This window comes from Aeromonas sp. PS2Canimalfood6 (assembly GCF_048276795.1).
In the GTDB taxonomy this organism is placed as follows: Bacteria; Pseudomonadota; Gammaproteobacteria; order Enterobacterales; family Aeromonadaceae; genus Aeromonas; species Aeromonas caviae.
Window position 1 is genome coordinate 1 of sequence record NZ_JBLUXC010000071.1, and the last position, 15,038, is coordinate 15,038.

General features: G+C 53.2%; 14 protein-coding genes and 3 pseudogenes. 16 read left to right on the forward strand and 1 reads right to left on the reverse strand.

Annotation, left to right across the window (positions count from 1 at the left end; genetic code table 11):
• Positions 1 to 116: 116 nt before the first annotated feature.
• The 14 genes and pseudogenes from ACNPAA_RS18875 to ACNPAA_RS18940 form a co-directional block, all read left to right on the forward strand.
• Positions 117 to 893 (forward strand): annotated as a pseudogene (locus ACNPAA_RS18875) (transporter substrate-binding protein); the annotation flags it as partial.
• Between the two features lie 99 nt (positions 894 to 992).
• Positions 993 to 2,594, forward strand: a complete 1,602-nt coding sequence (gene urtB, locus ACNPAA_RS18880; RefSeq protein ID WP_103859156.1) for an urea ABC transporter permease subunit UrtB — start codon at positions 993 to 995, stop codon at positions 2,592 to 2,594.
• A gap of 4 nt (positions 2,595 to 2,598) precedes the next feature.
• On the forward strand, positions 2,599 to 3,681 hold the full coding sequence (gene urtC / locus ACNPAA_RS18885) for an urea ABC transporter permease subunit UrtC (RefSeq protein ID WP_103859157.1): 1,083 nt from the start codon (positions 2,599 to 2,601) through the stop codon (positions 3,679 to 3,681).
• Positions 3,681 to 4,520 carry an urea ABC transporter ATP-binding protein UrtD gene (gene urtD, locus ACNPAA_RS18890; RefSeq protein WP_109112775.1) on the forward strand — a complete coding sequence of 280 codons (840 nt, stop codon included), beginning with the start codon at positions 3,681 to 3,683 and terminating at the stop codon, positions 4,518 to 4,520. Before urtC ends, urtD begins: the two co-directional genes overlap by 1 nt.
• Complete coding sequence (gene urtE / locus ACNPAA_RS18895) at positions 4,514 to 5,209, forward strand: urea ABC transporter ATP-binding subunit UrtE (RefSeq protein WP_053288395.1); 696 nt, start codon at positions 4,514 to 4,516, stop codon at positions 5,207 to 5,209. Before urtD ends, urtE begins: the two co-directional genes overlap by 7 nt.
• Positions 5,206 to 6,048 (forward strand): urease accessory protein UreD, encoded by an 843-nt coding sequence (locus ACNPAA_RS18900; protein WP_053288396.1) that lies wholly within the window; start codon positions 5,206 to 5,208, stop codon positions 6,046 to 6,048. Before urtE ends, ACNPAA_RS18900 begins: the two co-directional genes overlap by 4 nt.
• A 23-nt stretch (positions 6,049 to 6,071) precedes the next feature.
• Complete coding sequence (locus ACNPAA_RS18905; RefSeq protein WP_053288397.1) at positions 6,072 to 6,374, forward strand: urease subunit gamma; 303 nt, start codon at positions 6,072 to 6,074, stop codon at positions 6,372 to 6,374.
• A 9-nt stretch (positions 6,375 to 6,383) separates the two neighbouring features.
• Entirely contained in the window at positions 6,384 to 6,743 is a 360-nt protein-coding gene (locus ACNPAA_RS18910) for an urease subunit beta (protein WP_053288398.1), read from the forward strand.
• The gene (gene ureC, locus ACNPAA_RS18915; protein WP_109422133.1) at positions 6,740 to 8,443 is read left to right on the forward strand and encodes an urease subunit alpha; all 1,704 of its coding nucleotides are present in this window, start codon (positions 6,740 to 6,742) and stop codon (positions 8,441 to 8,443) included. Before ACNPAA_RS18910 ends, ureC begins: the two co-directional genes overlap by 4 nt.
• A gap of 19 nt (positions 8,444 to 8,462) precedes the next feature.
• Positions 8,463 to 9,032 carry an urease accessory protein UreE gene (gene ureE / locus ACNPAA_RS18920; protein ID WP_109112776.1) on the forward strand — a complete coding sequence of 190 codons (570 nt, stop codon included), beginning with the start codon at positions 8,463 to 8,465 and terminating at the stop codon, positions 9,030 to 9,032.
• A 34-nt stretch (positions 9,033 to 9,066) separates the two neighbouring features.
• Entirely contained in the window at positions 9,067 to 9,621 is a 555-nt protein-coding gene (locus ACNPAA_RS18925; RefSeq protein WP_197970407.1) for a HupE/UreJ family protein, read from the forward strand.
• A gap of 3 nt (positions 9,622 to 9,624) precedes the next feature.
• The gene (locus ACNPAA_RS18930; protein WP_109112777.1) at positions 9,625 to 10,320 is read left to right on the forward strand and encodes an urease accessory protein UreF; all 696 of its coding nucleotides are present in this window, start codon (positions 9,625 to 9,627) and stop codon (positions 10,318 to 10,320) included.
• A 22-nt stretch (positions 10,321 to 10,342) separates the two neighbouring features.
• Positions 10,343 to 10,966, forward strand: a complete 624-nt coding sequence (ureG, locus tag ACNPAA_RS18935; RefSeq protein ID WP_053288401.1) for an urease accessory protein UreG — start codon at positions 10,343 to 10,345, stop codon at positions 10,964 to 10,966.
• A gap of 111 nt (positions 10,967 to 11,077) precedes the next feature.
• A pseudogene (locus tag ACNPAA_RS18940) lies at positions 11,078 to 12,244 on the forward strand (IS3-like element ISAeme20 family transposase).
• Positions 12,245 to 12,577: 333 nt separating this feature from the next.
• Here the strand turns inward: ACNPAA_RS18940 and istB are convergent.
• Positions 12,578 to 12,782 (reverse strand): annotated as a pseudogene (gene istB, locus ACNPAA_RS18945) (IS21-like element ISAs29 family helper ATPase IstB); the annotation flags it as partial.
• 251 nt (positions 12,783 to 13,033) lie between these two features.
• Here istB and ACNPAA_RS18950 point away from each other — a divergent pair.
• Both ACNPAA_RS18950 and ACNPAA_RS18955 read left to right on the forward strand, forming a co-directional pair.
• The gene (locus ACNPAA_RS18950) at positions 13,034 to 14,290 is read left to right on the forward strand and encodes a hypothetical protein (protein ID WP_021140988.1); all 1,257 of its coding nucleotides are present in this window, start codon (positions 13,034 to 13,036) and stop codon (positions 14,288 to 14,290) included.
• Positions 14,287 to 14,895, forward strand: coding sequence for a condensin complex protein MksE (locus ACNPAA_RS18955; protein ID WP_005330555.1), 609 nt, complete (start codon positions 14,287 to 14,289; stop codon positions 14,893 to 14,895). The genes ACNPAA_RS18950 and ACNPAA_RS18955 overlap by 4 nt, the downstream gene beginning before the upstream one ends.
• Positions 14,896 to 15,038: the final 143 nt, after the last annotated feature.

A 15,038-nucleotide genomic window follows, 5' to 3' on the forward strand; every position in this document is an offset into this window, starting at 1 on the left:
CAAGCTTGCGGAAGAAGCAGCAATTTGCGGGCATGAGCAGCCCATATCTGGAAAAGGTATTGGATGCAGGGCTGGCTGAATTGAAGTCAATTTAACAATATGTTCACGCTCTCGCCCTGGGTACTGACTATGTCTATCCACGCACCACCAACAAAATTCTGGAAGCTTACCTGAAAGCCAAAGGCGTGAAAGCGTCTGACATCATGGTGAACTACACCCCGTTTGGTCACTCAGACTGGCAGTCAATCGTAGCTGATGTGAAGAAATTCGGTTCTGCGGGCAAGAAAACTGCGGTGGTTTCTACTATCAACGGCGATGCGAACGTGCCTTTCTATAAAGAGTTAGGCAACCAAGGCGTCTCTGCACAAGACATCCCAGTGGTGGCGTTCTCTGTTGGTGAAGAAGAGCTGTCAGGTATCGACACTAAACCGTTGGTTGGCCATCTGGCGGCATGGAATTACTTTGAAAGCGTAGACACCCCAGCAAACAAAGATTTCATCGAAAAATGGCACAAATTTACCGGTAAAAAAGAGCTTGTAACCAACGACCCAATGGAAGCGACTTACATCGGTTTCAACATGTGGGTGAAAGCGGTTGAAAAAGCGGGCACTACTGACCCGGCGAAAGTACAAGATGCCCTGATCGGTGTTTCTGTGCCTAACCTGACTGGTGGTTACGCAGCCATGATGCCAAACCATCACATCACGAAACCTGTGCTGATCGGTGAAATTCAGGACGACGGCCAGTTCGAAGTGGTTTCTGAAACCAAAGGTACTGTTGTTGGTGACGAATGGTCTGACTTCTTACCAGGCTCAAAAGACCTGATCTCCGATTGGCGTAAACCGCTCTCTTGCGGCAACTTCAACGTGAAAACAGGTAAATGCGGCGGTTAATTCCGTGACTGACAGGGCGGGAGATATTCCGCCCTGAATTTTTAACACCTTCGGAATTAAAGAGAGAAAGTTCATTTTCTCTGGGACAAGGAAAGCATGATGCGATTAATACAGGCAGGATGCAGTCGAATCATCGTGGTTGGTTTAACCCTGATGATGGGTCTCTGGAGTGTCATGGCGCAGGCGATGACCACCGATGAGGCATTAAAAGCACTGAGTGGTCGTGATTTTACCGCCAAGAAAGAGGCCATCACGACAATTGCTGCCAGCGGTGAACCTTATGCATCTGATCTTTTTATTGCGTTGGATAACGGTGAGCTGTTTTTCCGTAAAAGTGACGAACTGATGGTCATTCGTCAGGGCGAAATATTTGTTAATTTAACCGACAAACAAGCAGTTGCCGGTGACAGTTCTGATTTCAAACGGGTGGCGATGAACAATGCCTTGCGCCGCCAAATTGCTGAATTATCAGCTCAACTGGCCTTAAATGATCCGAATGCAGAGAAACGTTTGCAGGCAGTGAAATCGATGTTGGGGAAGGTAGCTGATTCCGATCGTGCTGCGCTGATTGCCCATCAACAAAAAGAGACCGATGCCAAGGTATTAGCCGCCTATGACATGGTGATCGCATTCAGCAAATTAGTCGATAGCGATGCTGTGGTACGCCTGAGCGCAGTCGATGCACTCAGTGAAGTGCATAACCCAGAAGTAGTAGGGCAGCTGAAATCCGTTGCTCAGAACGATACCGATGCCAAAGTGAAATCCGCCGCCGCAGCAGCGGTGAAAAAGCTCGAACGCAGTCAGTCATTTTACAGTGGCATTGAAACCCTCTATTTCGGTATCAGCCTCGGTTCCATTTTAGTGTTAGCAGGCATTGGTCTGGCGATCACCTTTGGTGTAATGGGCGTGATCAACATGGCGCATGGCGAGATGATGATGCTGGGTGCCTACACCACCTTCGTGATGCAAAAACTATTACCGAATGAACCGGGCATTGCGTTACTTCTCTCTATTCCTGCGGCATTTTGTGTCTCGGGCTTAGTCGGCATTGTCATTGAGCGCAGTGTGATCCGTTTCTTATATGGCCGCCCGCTCGAAACCCTGCTGGCAACCTTCGGGATCAGCCTGCTGTTACAACAAGCGGTGCGCTCAATTTTCTCCCCGCTGAACCAAAGTGTGGTTATGCCTTCGTGGATGAGTGGCACATGGGTGTGGAACGACTTCCTGTCGCTGACCCTGAACCGCATGTTCATCATTCTGTTTAGCCTGTTGGTTTTTGCTGGCCTGATGTGGTTGCTGAAACGCAGTCGTTTGGGGTTGGAAGTACGCGCGGTTTCGCAAAACCGCGCTATGGCTCGCAACATGGGTGTTCGCTCAGATTGGGTGAATGCCAGAACTTTCGGTCTGGGATCAGGCATCGCTGGTATTGCTGGTGTGGCGTTGTCTCAGCTGACCAACGTTGGCCCGAACTTAGGGCAGGGTTACATCATCGACTCCTTCATGGTGGTGGTGTTTGGCGGTGTCGGCAATTTATGGGGCACGTTGGTGGCGGGTCTGTCACTGGGTGTGGCGAATAAACTGTTGGAACCGTATGCCGGTGCTGTGCTGGCAAAAATCCTGATTCTGGTTGCGATCATTCTGTTTATTCAGAAACGCCCGCGCGGGCTGTTTCCGCAACGTGGCCGTGCGGTTGAGGGCTAAAAACATGCTATTTAATTCTGTATTCAAAGATAAAGCGGGCCTGAGTTTGCTCAGTGCCATTCTGGTTGGCTCGGTGCTGGTGGTGTTATCAAACCTGCTGTTGCCACATGACAGCGCGCTGTATGTCGGTTCCAACACTGTGACGCTGTTAGGCAAGTATTTGTGTTACGCCCTGCTTGCCGTGGCGCTTGATTTGGTCTGGGGTTATCTCGGCATTTTAAGTCTCGGTCACGGCGCTTTTTTTGCGCTGGGTGGCTACGCGATGGGCATGTATCTGATGCGTCAGATCGGCACGCGCGGAGTGTATGGCGATCCGATTTTGCCAGATTTCATGGTGTTCCTGAACTGGCATGAACTGCCATGGTTCTGGTATGGCATGAACCATTTCTGGTTTGCCATGCTGATGGTGGTGCTGGTTCCGGGCTTGCTCGCGTTTGTGTTCGGCTGGCTGGCGTTTCGCTCGCGTGTGACCGGCGTTTATCTGTCGATCATGACGCAGGCAATGACCTACGCACTGCTGCTGGCGTTCTTCCGCAATGAAATGGGTTTTGGTGGTAATAACGGCTTAACCGACTTCAAAGACATCATCGGTTTTAGTCTGACCGACGATGCAACTCGTGCGGCGTTATTCCTCATTACGGCGGTTGTGCTCTGTCTGGCTTATCTGGTCTGCCGCGTGATTGTCGGTTCGAAACTGGGGCGTGTTGCAGTGGCGATCCGCGATGCAGAGATGCGCACCCGCTTTATGGGCTACCGGGTGGAATATTTCAAACTCGCGATCTTCGTGTTCTCCGCCATGTTGGCTGGCGTTGCTGGTGCGCTGTATGTGCCACAAGTCGGCATTATCAATCCGGGCGAGTTTTCTCCGCTGAACTCGATTGAACTGGTGATCTGGGTGGCCGTCGGTGGCCGGGCGACGCTTTATGGCGCGGTGGTCGGCGCAATTTTGGTCAACTACGCCAAGTCGGTGTTTACCGGCATTCTGCCTGATGAATGGCTCTACGCATTGGGTGCGCTGTTCGTGTTGGTCACGCTGTTCCTGCCAAAAGGTGTTACCGGTTTATTCAATCGCAAGGAGGCGGTGTGATGAACATGTTTGCACAAACCAAAACGATCTTAACACCGACCTACTTGCGCGAACGGATGGCACCACCAGCGCCAGTGAAACTCGATTTACGGCATGGTGTGATCCTCTATCTGGAAGATATCAACGTCAGTTTCGACGGTTTTAAAGCACTGAATAACCTCAACCTCTACATCAACAAAGGCGAACTGCGCTGCATTATCGGCCCGAACGGGGCAGGTAAAAGCACCATGATGGATGTTATTACCGGCAAAACACGCCCTGACACCGGCTCGGCGTGGTTTGGTCAGAACATCAACTTGTTGGAACTCGATGAACCGGCGATAGCTGAAGCAGGCATAGGTCGTAAATTCCAAAAACCAACCGTGTTTGAACCGCTTACGGTGGAAGAAAACCTTGAACTGGCCATGGCGGGGAATAAAGGCGTTTGGCAGACCTTTGTTAGCAAACTGTCTGGTGAAGATCGCGATCATCTTGAAGCAACGCTGCTGCTGATTGGTCTGGTTGCTGAGCGTCATCGCCAAGCGGGTGTGTTGTCGCACGGCCAAAAGCAGTGGCTGGAAATTGGCATGCTGCTGATGCAGCGCCCGGAATTGCTGCTTGTCGATGAACCGGTGGCAGGAATGACGCATCAGGAGATGGAACGCACCGCTGAACTGCTGAAACAGCTGGCGGGCAAACACTCCGTCGTGGTGGTGGAGCACGATATGGATTTCGTGCGCTCGATTGCCAATAAAGTCACGGTATTACATCAAGGCTCGGTGCTGGCGGAAGGCTCCATGAGTCAGGTGCAGGCTGATCCGAAAGTGATCGAGGTATATCTGGGGGAATCAGCATGCTGAAGTTATCCGGTATTAATCAATTTTACGGCCAATCGCACACGCTGTGGGATCTGGACATCGAGATCGCACAGGGTGAATGTCTCTGTTTGATGGGTCGTAACGGCGTGGGTAAAACCACGCTGTTGAATGTGTTGATGGGGCAATTGCCAGTTAAAAGCGGTCAGATTGAATTTGATGGTCAAGACATCAGCAAGTTTTCGGTCGAGCGGCGTGCGGAAATTGGCATCGGTTACGTACCGCAAGGTCGTCAGATTTTCCCACTGCTGACGGTCGAAGAAAATCTCAAGATCGGACTGCCTGCGCGTCGCGATAACAAGCGCCAGATCCCCGATCAGGTGTATGAACTGTTCCCTGTGTTGAAAGAGATGAAACAGCGTCGTGGTGGCGATTTATCCGGCGGTCAGCAGCAACAGCTCGCGATTGGTCGTGCGCTGGTGCTTGATCCGAAACTGCTGATTTTAGATGAACCCACCGAAGGTATTCAGCCGAACATCGTCAGTGAAATTGGCGACATCATCCGCAAACTCAACCGTGATATCGGCCTGACTGTGTTACTGGTCGAACAGAAACTGCCGTTTGCCCGCAAAGTCGGCGATCGCTTCTGCCTGCTCGATCGCGGTCGTCGTGTTGCTGACGGCCTGATGGCTGATCTCAACGAAGGGCTGATCAAGGAATATCTGACGGTATGACGATGCAACCGGCAGCGATAGCAACCATGCAAACCGGCTGGCAAGCGCATTTGTCGCTGGGGTTTTCTCGTCGCGGCAATCAGACCGTGCTGGCCGAACGACGCCAGTACGGCCCGCTGACCGTGCAACGACCATTCTACCCCGAAGGCATGCCTTGTCATCTCTACCTGCTGCATCCACCGGGTGGCGTGGTAGGTGGCGATGAGCTCGATGTGCAAATTAAGGTGGAACAGGAGGCGCATGCGCTGCTGACTACCCCTGGTGCCACCAAGTTTTATCGTAGCGCGGGGCCACAATCGAAGGTCACACAAACCTTCCAACTGGCGGAAGGTGCCGCTTTGGAGTGGCTACCGCAAGATAACATTCTGTTTCCCGGTGCCAATTTGCAACTGCAGAGCACCTTCCATCTGGAAAGTGATTCGCGATTGATCGCTTGGGAGTGCATCTCGCTTGGTCGGCCCGTCAATGAAGAGCGATTTTTGGAAGGGCAGTTACGCAGCCGTTGGCGCGTCTATCGTAACCAGCGGTTATGCCTGAATGAATCGTTGCGGGTGCTTGATGCCGCTGATCTCGAGCGCCGGGCAGGTTTAGCAGGCTATCCGCTGGTCGCGACCCTCATCGCATCGCCTTGTTCTGAAACAGAACGGGAACTGGTACGTGAATTACTGCAAGGCTACGCAGCACCGGCTGGCGTGACCTTACTCAATGACTTACTGATTGTGCGCTTGCTCGGCGCACACAACGAGCCGTTACAACAATTAATGCAGACGATTTGGCAAGCATTGCGCCCGACGGTGATTGGGTGCCCCGCATGTCGTCCGCGGATCTGGAATACCTGATTACGGTTTACAAGGAGAACAAGATGGATCTGACCCCTCGCGAAAAGGACAAGTTACTGCTGTTTACCGCCGCACTGGTGGCCGAGCGACGTAAAGCGCGTGGTTTAAAACTCAATCATCCGGAAGCGATTGCGCTGATCAGTGCTGCGATTTTGGAAGGGGCCCGTGATGGCCAGACGGTCGCCGAGTTGATGAATTACGGTCGCACCATTTTGACTCGCGATGAGGTGATGGATGGCATACCCGAAATGATCCCCGATGTGCAGGTCGAGGCGACATTCCCTGACGGCACCAAGCTGGTCACCGTTCATCAACCCATCATTTAAGGAGCGCCTATGATCCCCGGAGAAATTCAGGTTGCCGATGGTGAACTGCTACTCAACGAAGGCCGTGCGACGTTACAAGTGGCTGTTGCCAACACAGGCGATCGCCCGATCCAGATCGGCTCACATTACCACTTCTTTGAAACCAACCCTGCCTTGCAGTTTGACCGTGCTGCCACGCGCGGTTTTCGCCTTGATATTCCTGCTGGCACTGCGGTGCGTTTCGAACCGGGCCAGACCCGCACGGTCATGTTGGTGGCATACGCGGGGCGCCGCCATGTGTATGGTTTCCGTGGCGATGTGATGGGCCCGTTAGATGAAATTGCGCAAAGTGATCAGGGTGCACAGAACGAACAGGGAGTTCAGGCATGAGTATTATTTCCAGACAAGCCTATGCCGATATGTTCGGCCCAACCACGGGCGATCGGGTGCGGTTGGCTGACACCGAGTTATGGCTGGAGGTGGAAAAAGATTTCACCATTTATGGCGACGAAGTGAAATTCGGTGGTGGAAAAGTCATTCGCGATGGTCAGGGTCAGGGGCAGGCGCTGAGTCGTTATTGCCTTGACTTGGTGATCACCAACGCGCTGATCATCGACCATTGGGGCATCGTTAAAGCGGATATCGGGGTTAAAAATGGCCGTATTGCCGGCATCGGCAAAGCGGGCAACCCTGATGTGCAACCGGGCGTGACATTAGTGATTGGCCCGGGCACCGAAGTGATCGCGGGGGAAGGCTCTATTGTCACAGCGGGTGGCATCGACAGCCATATTCATTTCATCTGCCCGCAACAGATCGACGAAGCGCTCTGCTCTGGCGTGACCACCATGTTGGGTGGGGGCACAGGCCCGGCAACGGGCACCAATGCCACAACGTGTACGCCGGGTCCTTGGTATATGGCGCGCATGTTGGAAGCGGCAGAAAGCCTGCCGATGAACTTGGGTTTCCTTGGTAAAGGCAATGCCAGCTTACCCGATGCGCTGCATGAGCAGGTCGCCGCAGGCGCCATTGGCCTCAAACTGCATGAAGATTGGGGTTCCACACCGGCATCGATTGATAACTGCTTGAATGTGGCAGAAGAGACCGACACGCAAGTGGCTATTCACACCGATACACTGAACGAAAGCGGCTTTGTCGAAGACACACTGGCTGCGATTGGTGATCGTACCATTCACACCTATCACACCGAAGGTGCGGGCGGTGGTCATGCACCAGACATTATCAGGGCGTGCGGGCTGGCGAACGTGCTGCCGTCTTCCACAAACCCAACGCGCCCTTACACTGTGAATACGGTCGATGAGCATCTCGATATGCTGATGGTTTGTCACCATCTTGACCCTGCCATTCCTGAAGATGTCGCGTTTGCGGAATCACGCATTCGCCGTGAAACCATTGCAGCGGAAGATATTCTGCATGACCTCGGTGCATTCTCGATGATTTCATCCGATTCACAAGCAATGGGACGTGTCGGTGAGGTGATCACGCGCACATGGCAGACTGCGCACAAAATGAAAGTGCAACGCGGCAGCCTCGGTAGCGACCCAGCACGACATGACAATACGCGTATCAAGCGCTATATCGCCAAATACACCATTAACCCAGCCTTAGCGCACGGCATCAGCCATGAAGTCGGTTCGATTGAACCGGGCAAATTAGCCGATTTGGTGTTGTGGCGTCCGGCTTTCTTTGGTGTGAAACCTTCCATGATTTTGAAGGGAGGCATGATTGCCGCAGCACCGATGGGTGATGCCAATGCGTCTATTCCAACGCCACAACCGGTACATTTCCGCCCGATGTTTGGTGCGCTCGGTCGTGCGATGCATTCGACCCGCATGACGTTCCTGTCTGGCTTGGCTATTCGCTCTGGTTTGCCTGCGCAACTGGGATTAAACAGTCTGATTGGGGAAGTGAAGAACTGCCGCTCAGTGAAGAAAGCACACATGATCCACAACGACTGGCAGCCGCTGATTGAAGTCGACAGCCAGACCTATCAGGTGCGCGCCAATGGCGAATTACTGACGTGCGAACCGGCTGCGGTGTTGCCAATGGCACAGCGCTACTTTTTATTCTAGGCGAACTTGGGAACACAAAATGATTCGACTCACACAACGATTAACGACAGAAGAAGCAGCAGGAAAAGCGCTACTCACAACGCTGACACTGCCGATCGATCTGCGTATCAAAAGCCGCCTGAAAGTCACTTTAGATAATGGCGATGCAGCCGGTCTATTCCTGACTCGTGGTCAGCTATTACGTGGCGGCGAGTGTTTGACTGACGATGCTGGCGCAGTTGTCGTGATGGTAAAAGCCGCCGAAGAGCAGGTTTCCACGGTGCGCTGCAATGACCCGTTACTACTGAGTCGGATCTGCTATCACCTCGGTAATCGCCATGTACCGCTGCAAATCGAGGCCGGTTTTGCCCGTTATCAGCACGATTATGTGCTCGATGAGATGGTGGTTGGTTTAGGTGGCTCGGTTGCGGTTGAGCTTGCGCCATTTGAACCAGAGGCTGGCGCTTACCAATCGCAAGCGGGCGCAGGGCATCACCATCATCATAATGATCACGAACATGGTCACAACCATGATCATCTGCATGCTCACTCTCATGCAGCCAGTGCAGCGATCGTCGTGCCGATGCATGGTTTTTTGAAAACATCATAAGCAACTAATTAATAAGTAAAAAAAGGAATTTAATATGAACAAATCACGTATGACCACCGCAATCGCTCTGATGTTACTGGCTACACCTGCCTTTGCTCACCCTGGGCACATGGAGCACGGTTTTTCATCGGGGGTGTTGCATCCACTGACTGGCCTTGACCATTTGATGATGTTACTGAGCAGCGGCTTTCTGGCGGCATTAACGGGGCGTCGTTTATCGCTGCCATTATTGACCCTGCTGGCCATGGTGGTTGGTACTGGTGCGGGTGTGCTGCTGGGCGGCAATAATCTGGTGGAACCGCTGGTGCTGGCCTCGCTCTGGTTTGCGGGTGCCTTGGTGTTTGCGCCCAATCGTTTGTCAATAATGAGCTGGATGATACCTTGTTTTGCGCTGTTTCATGGTTGGGCGCATGGTGTTGAAGCGCCTGTCGGGCAAGTCGCGTTGTTCACTGCGGGGGCTGTGGTTTCATCGCTGGTGTTGCTGGCGGTGGGTTATGCGGTTGGCAGCAAAGCGAACCACATAGCATGGTTGAAAAAAGGCTGGGCAGCAGTGGTGTTTGCCTCGGCGTCAGCACTGTTGGCGGGTTAATTCATGATTTTTTCAGCGATCAATCAAACCTCGCCAGTCAGTTGGTTACAACTATTCCAATTGATGAGCCCTAATCTGCCAGTGGGTGGGTTTACCTATTCGCAAGGGCTGGAATGGGCGGTTGAAACGGGTTGGGTTAAAAACGCCGCTGAATTTGAACAATGGCTGACTGATCAAATGGACGAAGGGCTGGTCTATCTCGACTGGCCGCTTCTCAACCGCCTTTACGTTGCTGCCCGGCAAGACAATCTGACTGCTTTTGTAGACGCTATCGATTTGCTGGTAGCGAGCCGCGAAAGCGAAGAGTTTCGGTTGGAAGAGGGGCAGCGCGGTGATGCGTTTTACCGTGTGATCAAAGATTGGGGCATTTCAGGCAGTGCTGATATGGCCGTTCATCTGAAACGCTCACAGCTGGCCGGCATGGTGTGGTTTGGTGCAAAAAACAACCTGAGTGTCGAGCAACTAGCGTTGGGCTGGGGATTCGCGTTGCTGGAAGGTGCCGTCATGGCCGCCATTAAATTAGTGCCCATTGGTCAGCAAGCGGGTCAGACATTGCTTCGAAAATTATCCGCGCAACTGCCTGAAAAATACCAACGGGCTTGCACTGTGCAAGACGATGAGATCGGAGGCAGTTTAACCTGCCTCGCCATCGCCAGTGCATGCCACGAAATACAATACACGCGGTTATTCCGCTCATAATCAGATTGGAAAGGACACTCTTATGACTCAAACATCATCCCCATTACGAGTTGGCGTTGGCGGCCCTGTTGGTTCCGGCAAGACTGCGCTGTTAGAAGTATTATGTAAAAAGATGCGTGATCACTTTGAGATCGCCGTCGTCACTAACGATATCTACACCAAAGAAGATCAGCGAATTTTAACCGAAGCAGGCGCGTTACCTGCCGAGCGTATTGTCGGGGTGGAAACCGGTGGTTGCCCGCACACGGCGATCCGTGAAGATGCATCGATGAATCTGGCCGCTGTTGAAGCGCTCAGTGAGAAATTCGGCAATCTGGATGTCGTTTTCGTTGAGAGCGGTGGCGACAACCTGAGTGCCACCTTCAGCCCTGAATTAGCTGATATGACCATCTATGTGATTGATGTGGCGGAAGGCGAGAAAATTCCACGCAAAGGCGGGCCGGGCATTACCAAATCTGATTTATTAGTGATCAATAAAATCGATTTGGCCCCGTATGTTGGTGCGCGTTTAGATGTAATGGAATCAGACACCAACCGTATGCGCCCACAAAAACCGTGGACATTCGCCAATCTGAAAACCGGTCAGGGAGTGGATACCATCATCGATTTCATCGTGACACATGGCATGTTAACGCCAAAAGCATAAGTGCGACGAAGGCCCTGAAATTGTCTAAACGATTCAGGGCATTACGCGATGAGGTATCCTGATTTTCACAGACAGTCCCGATTGTTACGATGAGACAATCGGGGGTATTGAATGAAATCGAGAGAACACTATTCACCAGAGTTTCGGGCAGAGGCGGTTCGACTGGTGTTGGAGCAAGGCCTTGGCCAAGCTGAAGCCGCCAGAAGGTTGGGTATTGCCAAAGGCACACTGAGCAACTGGGTGGTCGCAGCCAAAGGAGGAAAGGATACATCGGCCATTCCCGGAGCGCGTTCTGTCGCCGAGCTGGAGGCTGAAGTGGCCCGGCTACGCAAAGCTCTCGCACAAGCCAACATGGAGCGCGACATCATAAAAAAGGCCGCCGCGTACTTTGCTCAGGAGTCACTGCCAAGTACGCGTGGATAGCCAACCAACAGGACATCTATCCCATTTCCGTTATCTGTCGTGTGCTGGAGGTCTCTTGTGCGGGCTTCTACCACTGGCGCCAGCGTCCACCGTCACAGCGCCAACAAGAAGATGAACGACTCAAGGTCGCCATTCGGGCTGCTCACAGCAAGACGCGCCAGACCTATGGCGCATCGCGTTTACAAGCTGAGTTGGCCGCCGAAGGATTTTACGCTGGGCGGGACCGGATTGGGCGATTGCGCCGTGAAATGGGGTTGTCTTGCAAACAAAAGCGCAAATTCAAGGCGACAACCCATTCTGCTCATTCCCTGCCCGTGGCGGAGAATCTCCTTGGTCAGGTCTTTGCGCCGACGAAGCCCAACGAAGTCTGGACCGGTGATCACCTATATTGCCACCGACGAAGGCTGACTTTATCTGGCTGGTCTCAAGGATGTGTTTACCTGTGAGATAGTGGGTTATGCGATGGGAGAGCGAATGACCACCGGGTTGGTCAGTCAGGCGCTGTTTCGGGCTGTGCAGCAGAAGAGGCCACCCGTTGGGCTTATTCATCACACAGACCGGGGCAGTCAGTACTGTGCCAAGGCTTACCGGGCTCTCCAGGTACAATTTGGCATGCAGACCTCCATGTCACGCAAGGGGAACTGCTTCGACAATGCCCCGATAGAAAGCTTCTGGGGGTCTCTTAAAAATGAACTGGTTCACCACCATAGATTCGAGACGAGAGCGGAGGCCAAGGCAGCGATTCAGGAATACATAGAGATTTTTTACAACCGCCAGCGTCGGCATTCACGACTTGGCAATGTCAGCCCGGCGGAGTTTAACAAGAGGTATTGGAGAACTGCTCAGGCTGCTTGATCCGGGACTGTCCGATCTTGTCAGGACACCTCAACCTGAACACTTTGCCCCTCCTTTCCGGAAACAGTGTTCAACATCCCGGAATCACTGTTCACACTCACCGGAATCATCCTTAACGCATTGATGTCACCGCCGATGTAAAAATGACCCACTAACGCCGGAGTAAAGTTGACCCACCTGGGCCAAGATCGTGGCTTTTGAGCCACGCCCATGTTGACCCAGGAGTTATCAGTGGAAATCAGAGTGTTGGCCCTGCGTATTCCGGTGAAGTTGAACAGTGATTCCGGCCAACGTGAACACCCTGATCCTTAACGCGCTCATGTCATCTCGTTTCTAACTCGACTGTTCAGATTGGGTCAACTCACTTCTCCTCTTTCTCATCGATTCTCCCTTCAGTGACAGCCGGTGAGCGTTGTGCATCAGCCGGTCCAGGATCGCATCTGCCAGGGGTGTTGTCCCCCAAGCTCGCGTACCACTCTTCCGTTGGTAGTTGACTGACCACTACCGTCGAGAATTTTCCATACCGATCATCCATGATCTGCCTGCTGGAGGCGTGATCCAAGCCAACATCCTGGCGGTAGTCCGGCCCACACTCAGCGTTTGAGCATTTGCAGCAATGGCGGTAAGGGAGACCGGAGTCGTCAGATATCTGCTTGAAAAAACGACATGTAGAAGTATCCAGTATTGTTGCCAGCTGGGTTGCTTTCTATGCTCTTGTGGTCAAATGACGCCAGCCGTCCATCGTATGATTCTTTGGACTGGGGCCAAGGGAGCGAACAAGGATACCGAATGGCAAATCCCAAAAGTCTGATATTCCAACTGCATAAACATTGGGACGTCATCGAAGCATTGGTTCGGGCTTCGCGGGAATGGCCTGCTTTCGATGAGGCGATGGTGCTGAGGCTAATTGGCAAGTCCAGCCGGGGCAGTGACAGCGAGCCTGAGTGTGGAGAAATCTTGCGTAGCCTATGTAGCAGCGATGTCCTGCAGTGGCTTGAGCGAACCGATACCCTGCAGGTCAACCCCTTGGTGCAAGAGTTTGCGCGGGGGCTGTTACGTGAGCATGAGTTAGGGCTTTCTGCCGTGCTCAAGGCGCGTATCGAGGCCATCAAACAAGCGACAGCACAAATACTGGAAGGTTCTGAACCACTCAATCCCGATTATTTGCGTCAGGGCTCAGCCAAGATGTCAGACCTGTTGCGGCAGATCAGTTTGCAATTGGATCAGGATCGCCATGCCATATTGGAGCTGGCCGAACAGGCTAAATCCGCGGATGCAGCCATGCCAATAGCGCAACGTTATCGCTCAGTGCTTGAAGCCTATGACCAGTATGTGGAGCCCATGAACGAGATGATGGACTCCGGGCTTGCGGGCAACTTCTATCCCTTTCTGGAGCAGGCGGAGAGGGCTCTGGATCGGGCTGTAGAGGCCATCACCATACAAGGTGGGCTTTATACCCACCAGTTACAGTTGCGTCAGGTTTCTTATCAAGCCAAGGAGTTGCAGCGGTTGGGAAGATTGGTAGCCCAGCAATGTGCCGCCACCTTGCTGCCGCTGCGTGAAGAGCTGCGCGAGCATAATGGCCTGTCTGCCGCCATCAGCCAGTTGTTGGGGCGTGTGCGCAAACGTGGCCTCACGCGAGCTCTGCCGTTGCGCAATACGAAGGGGGCCTTGCCTGTCTGGCGGCAGGAGCGACCGCGACGCGTTAGTGTAGGCTTCGAGGTCAAGGATTTTATGGCCAGCGCCCTGGCGTACATACCGGAACTCATCCGTTTCCCGACGGAGGTCCCCTTCGACGCCTCACTGGTAGAGCCCATTGATGACGAGACCCTCAAACAACACCTGCAAGAGAGCCTGCCAGTGGAGAACCTGATGCTCTGGTTGCTACAGCATTATGGCGAGCAGCCGGATGCCACCTTGTTGCGACTCTACCACGAACTGGTGCGTGAGCCTCTTTGGCTGGCGAGCCTTCACCCAGATAGCACCACAACGGATTTGCAAGAGGTGCTGGTCAGTTATCACCCCTACAGGATCCAGAGATCATGATTACCTCTATTTCGCATCTGGAGTCGCTCGGTGCCCTGAGTGAGCTGTTTCGCCTGTTCAACAGCGGCAAGCACCTCAACCGGGTGGCGGAGCCTGCCCTGTGGGCCGAGCTGGAGCGGTGTCAGGAAAGCTATCAGGCTATTTTTGCCGCCCTGGGGTTTGAGCTTAAAGTCGAGCCACGTGGCTATGCCTGGTTTCATATCGAGGAGTCCGGCAGCCAAGCCAGCAAGACTAGCAAGCGCCTGGCGTTGTTATGGATGTGCTTGTTTGATACCCAGGCTGATGAGGGCAGACCCTTGTCCCGCTTTACGGAGTGGCGGGTAGACAAGGCCTTGCTGGCCAAGGCTCACGAGCATCATCAGGAGATCCTTGAGGCCGAGGGGTTGGAGCTGGATGGCTTCATCGCGTTGCTGGACAGCGCGGTCAAGCTCGGATTTGCGTTGTCACTTAACGGTTATTGGCAGTTATTGCCGGCGGTCTATCGCTATCTGGAACACTTCGAATCGTTGAGCGCATCTGGCCAAGACGATTCATTCGATGAGCCGCAGGGTGGCGAGGAAGATGAATCGGCAGAGGTGGGTTTGGATGAGGAGGAGGAAGCATGATCCAGTACGGGTTTGAGCGTCTGGGTAAGTATTCACCGGAACAGTATTGACACAGGAAAAATGAGACGATCGTCTCTTGATCCCACTTTCCTGCTTGCTTGATCCTGCTCCTTAGATACGCTCCCCCCATGAGCAAAAACACC

Bases quoted from the DNA above. Each gene is read 5' to 3' on its own strand.
- urtB (WP_103859156.1), top strand. From the start codon at position 993: ATGCGATTAATACAGGCAGGATGCAGTCGAATCATCGTGGTTGGTTTA.
- urtC (WP_103859157.1), top strand. From the start codon at position 2,599: ATGCTATTTAATTCTGTATTCAAAGATAAAGCGGGCCTGAGTTTGCTC.
- urtD (WP_109112775.1), top strand. From the start codon at position 3,681: ATGAACATGTTTGCACAAACCAAAACGATCTTAACACCGACCTACTTG.
- urtE (WP_053288395.1), top strand. From the start codon at position 4,514: ATGCTGAAGTTATCCGGTATTAATCAATTTTACGGCCAATCGCACACG.
- ACNPAA_RS18900 (WP_053288396.1), top strand. From the start codon at position 5,206: ATGACGATGCAACCGGCAGCGATAGCAACCATGCAAACCGGCTGGCAA.
- ACNPAA_RS18905 (WP_053288397.1), top strand. From the start codon at position 6,072: ATGGATCTGACCCCTCGCGAAAAGGACAAGTTACTGCTGTTTACCGCC.
- ACNPAA_RS18910 (WP_053288398.1), top strand. From the start codon at position 6,384: ATGATCCCCGGAGAAATTCAGGTTGCCGATGGTGAACTGCTACTCAAC.
- ureC (WP_109422133.1), top strand. From the start codon at position 6,740: ATGAGTATTATTTCCAGACAAGCCTATGCCGATATGTTCGGCCCAACC.
- ureE (WP_109112776.1), top strand. From the start codon at position 8,463: ATGATTCGACTCACACAACGATTAACGACAGAAGAAGCAGCAGGAAAA.
- ACNPAA_RS18925 (WP_197970407.1), top strand. From the start codon at position 9,067: ATGAACAAATCACGTATGACCACCGCAATCGCTCTGATGTTACTGGCT.
- ACNPAA_RS18930 (WP_109112777.1), top strand. From the start codon at position 9,625: ATGATTTTTTCAGCGATCAATCAAACCTCGCCAGTCAGTTGGTTACAA.
- ureG (WP_053288401.1), top strand. From the start codon at position 10,343: ATGACTCAAACATCATCCCCATTACGAGTTGGCGTTGGCGGCCCTGTT.
- ACNPAA_RS18950 (WP_021140988.1), top strand. From the start codon at position 13,034: ATGGCAAATCCCAAAAGTCTGATATTCCAACTGCATAAACATTGGGAC.
- ACNPAA_RS18955 (WP_005330555.1), top strand. From the start codon at position 14,287: ATGATTACCTCTATTTCGCATCTGGAGTCGCTCGGTGCCCTGAGTGAG.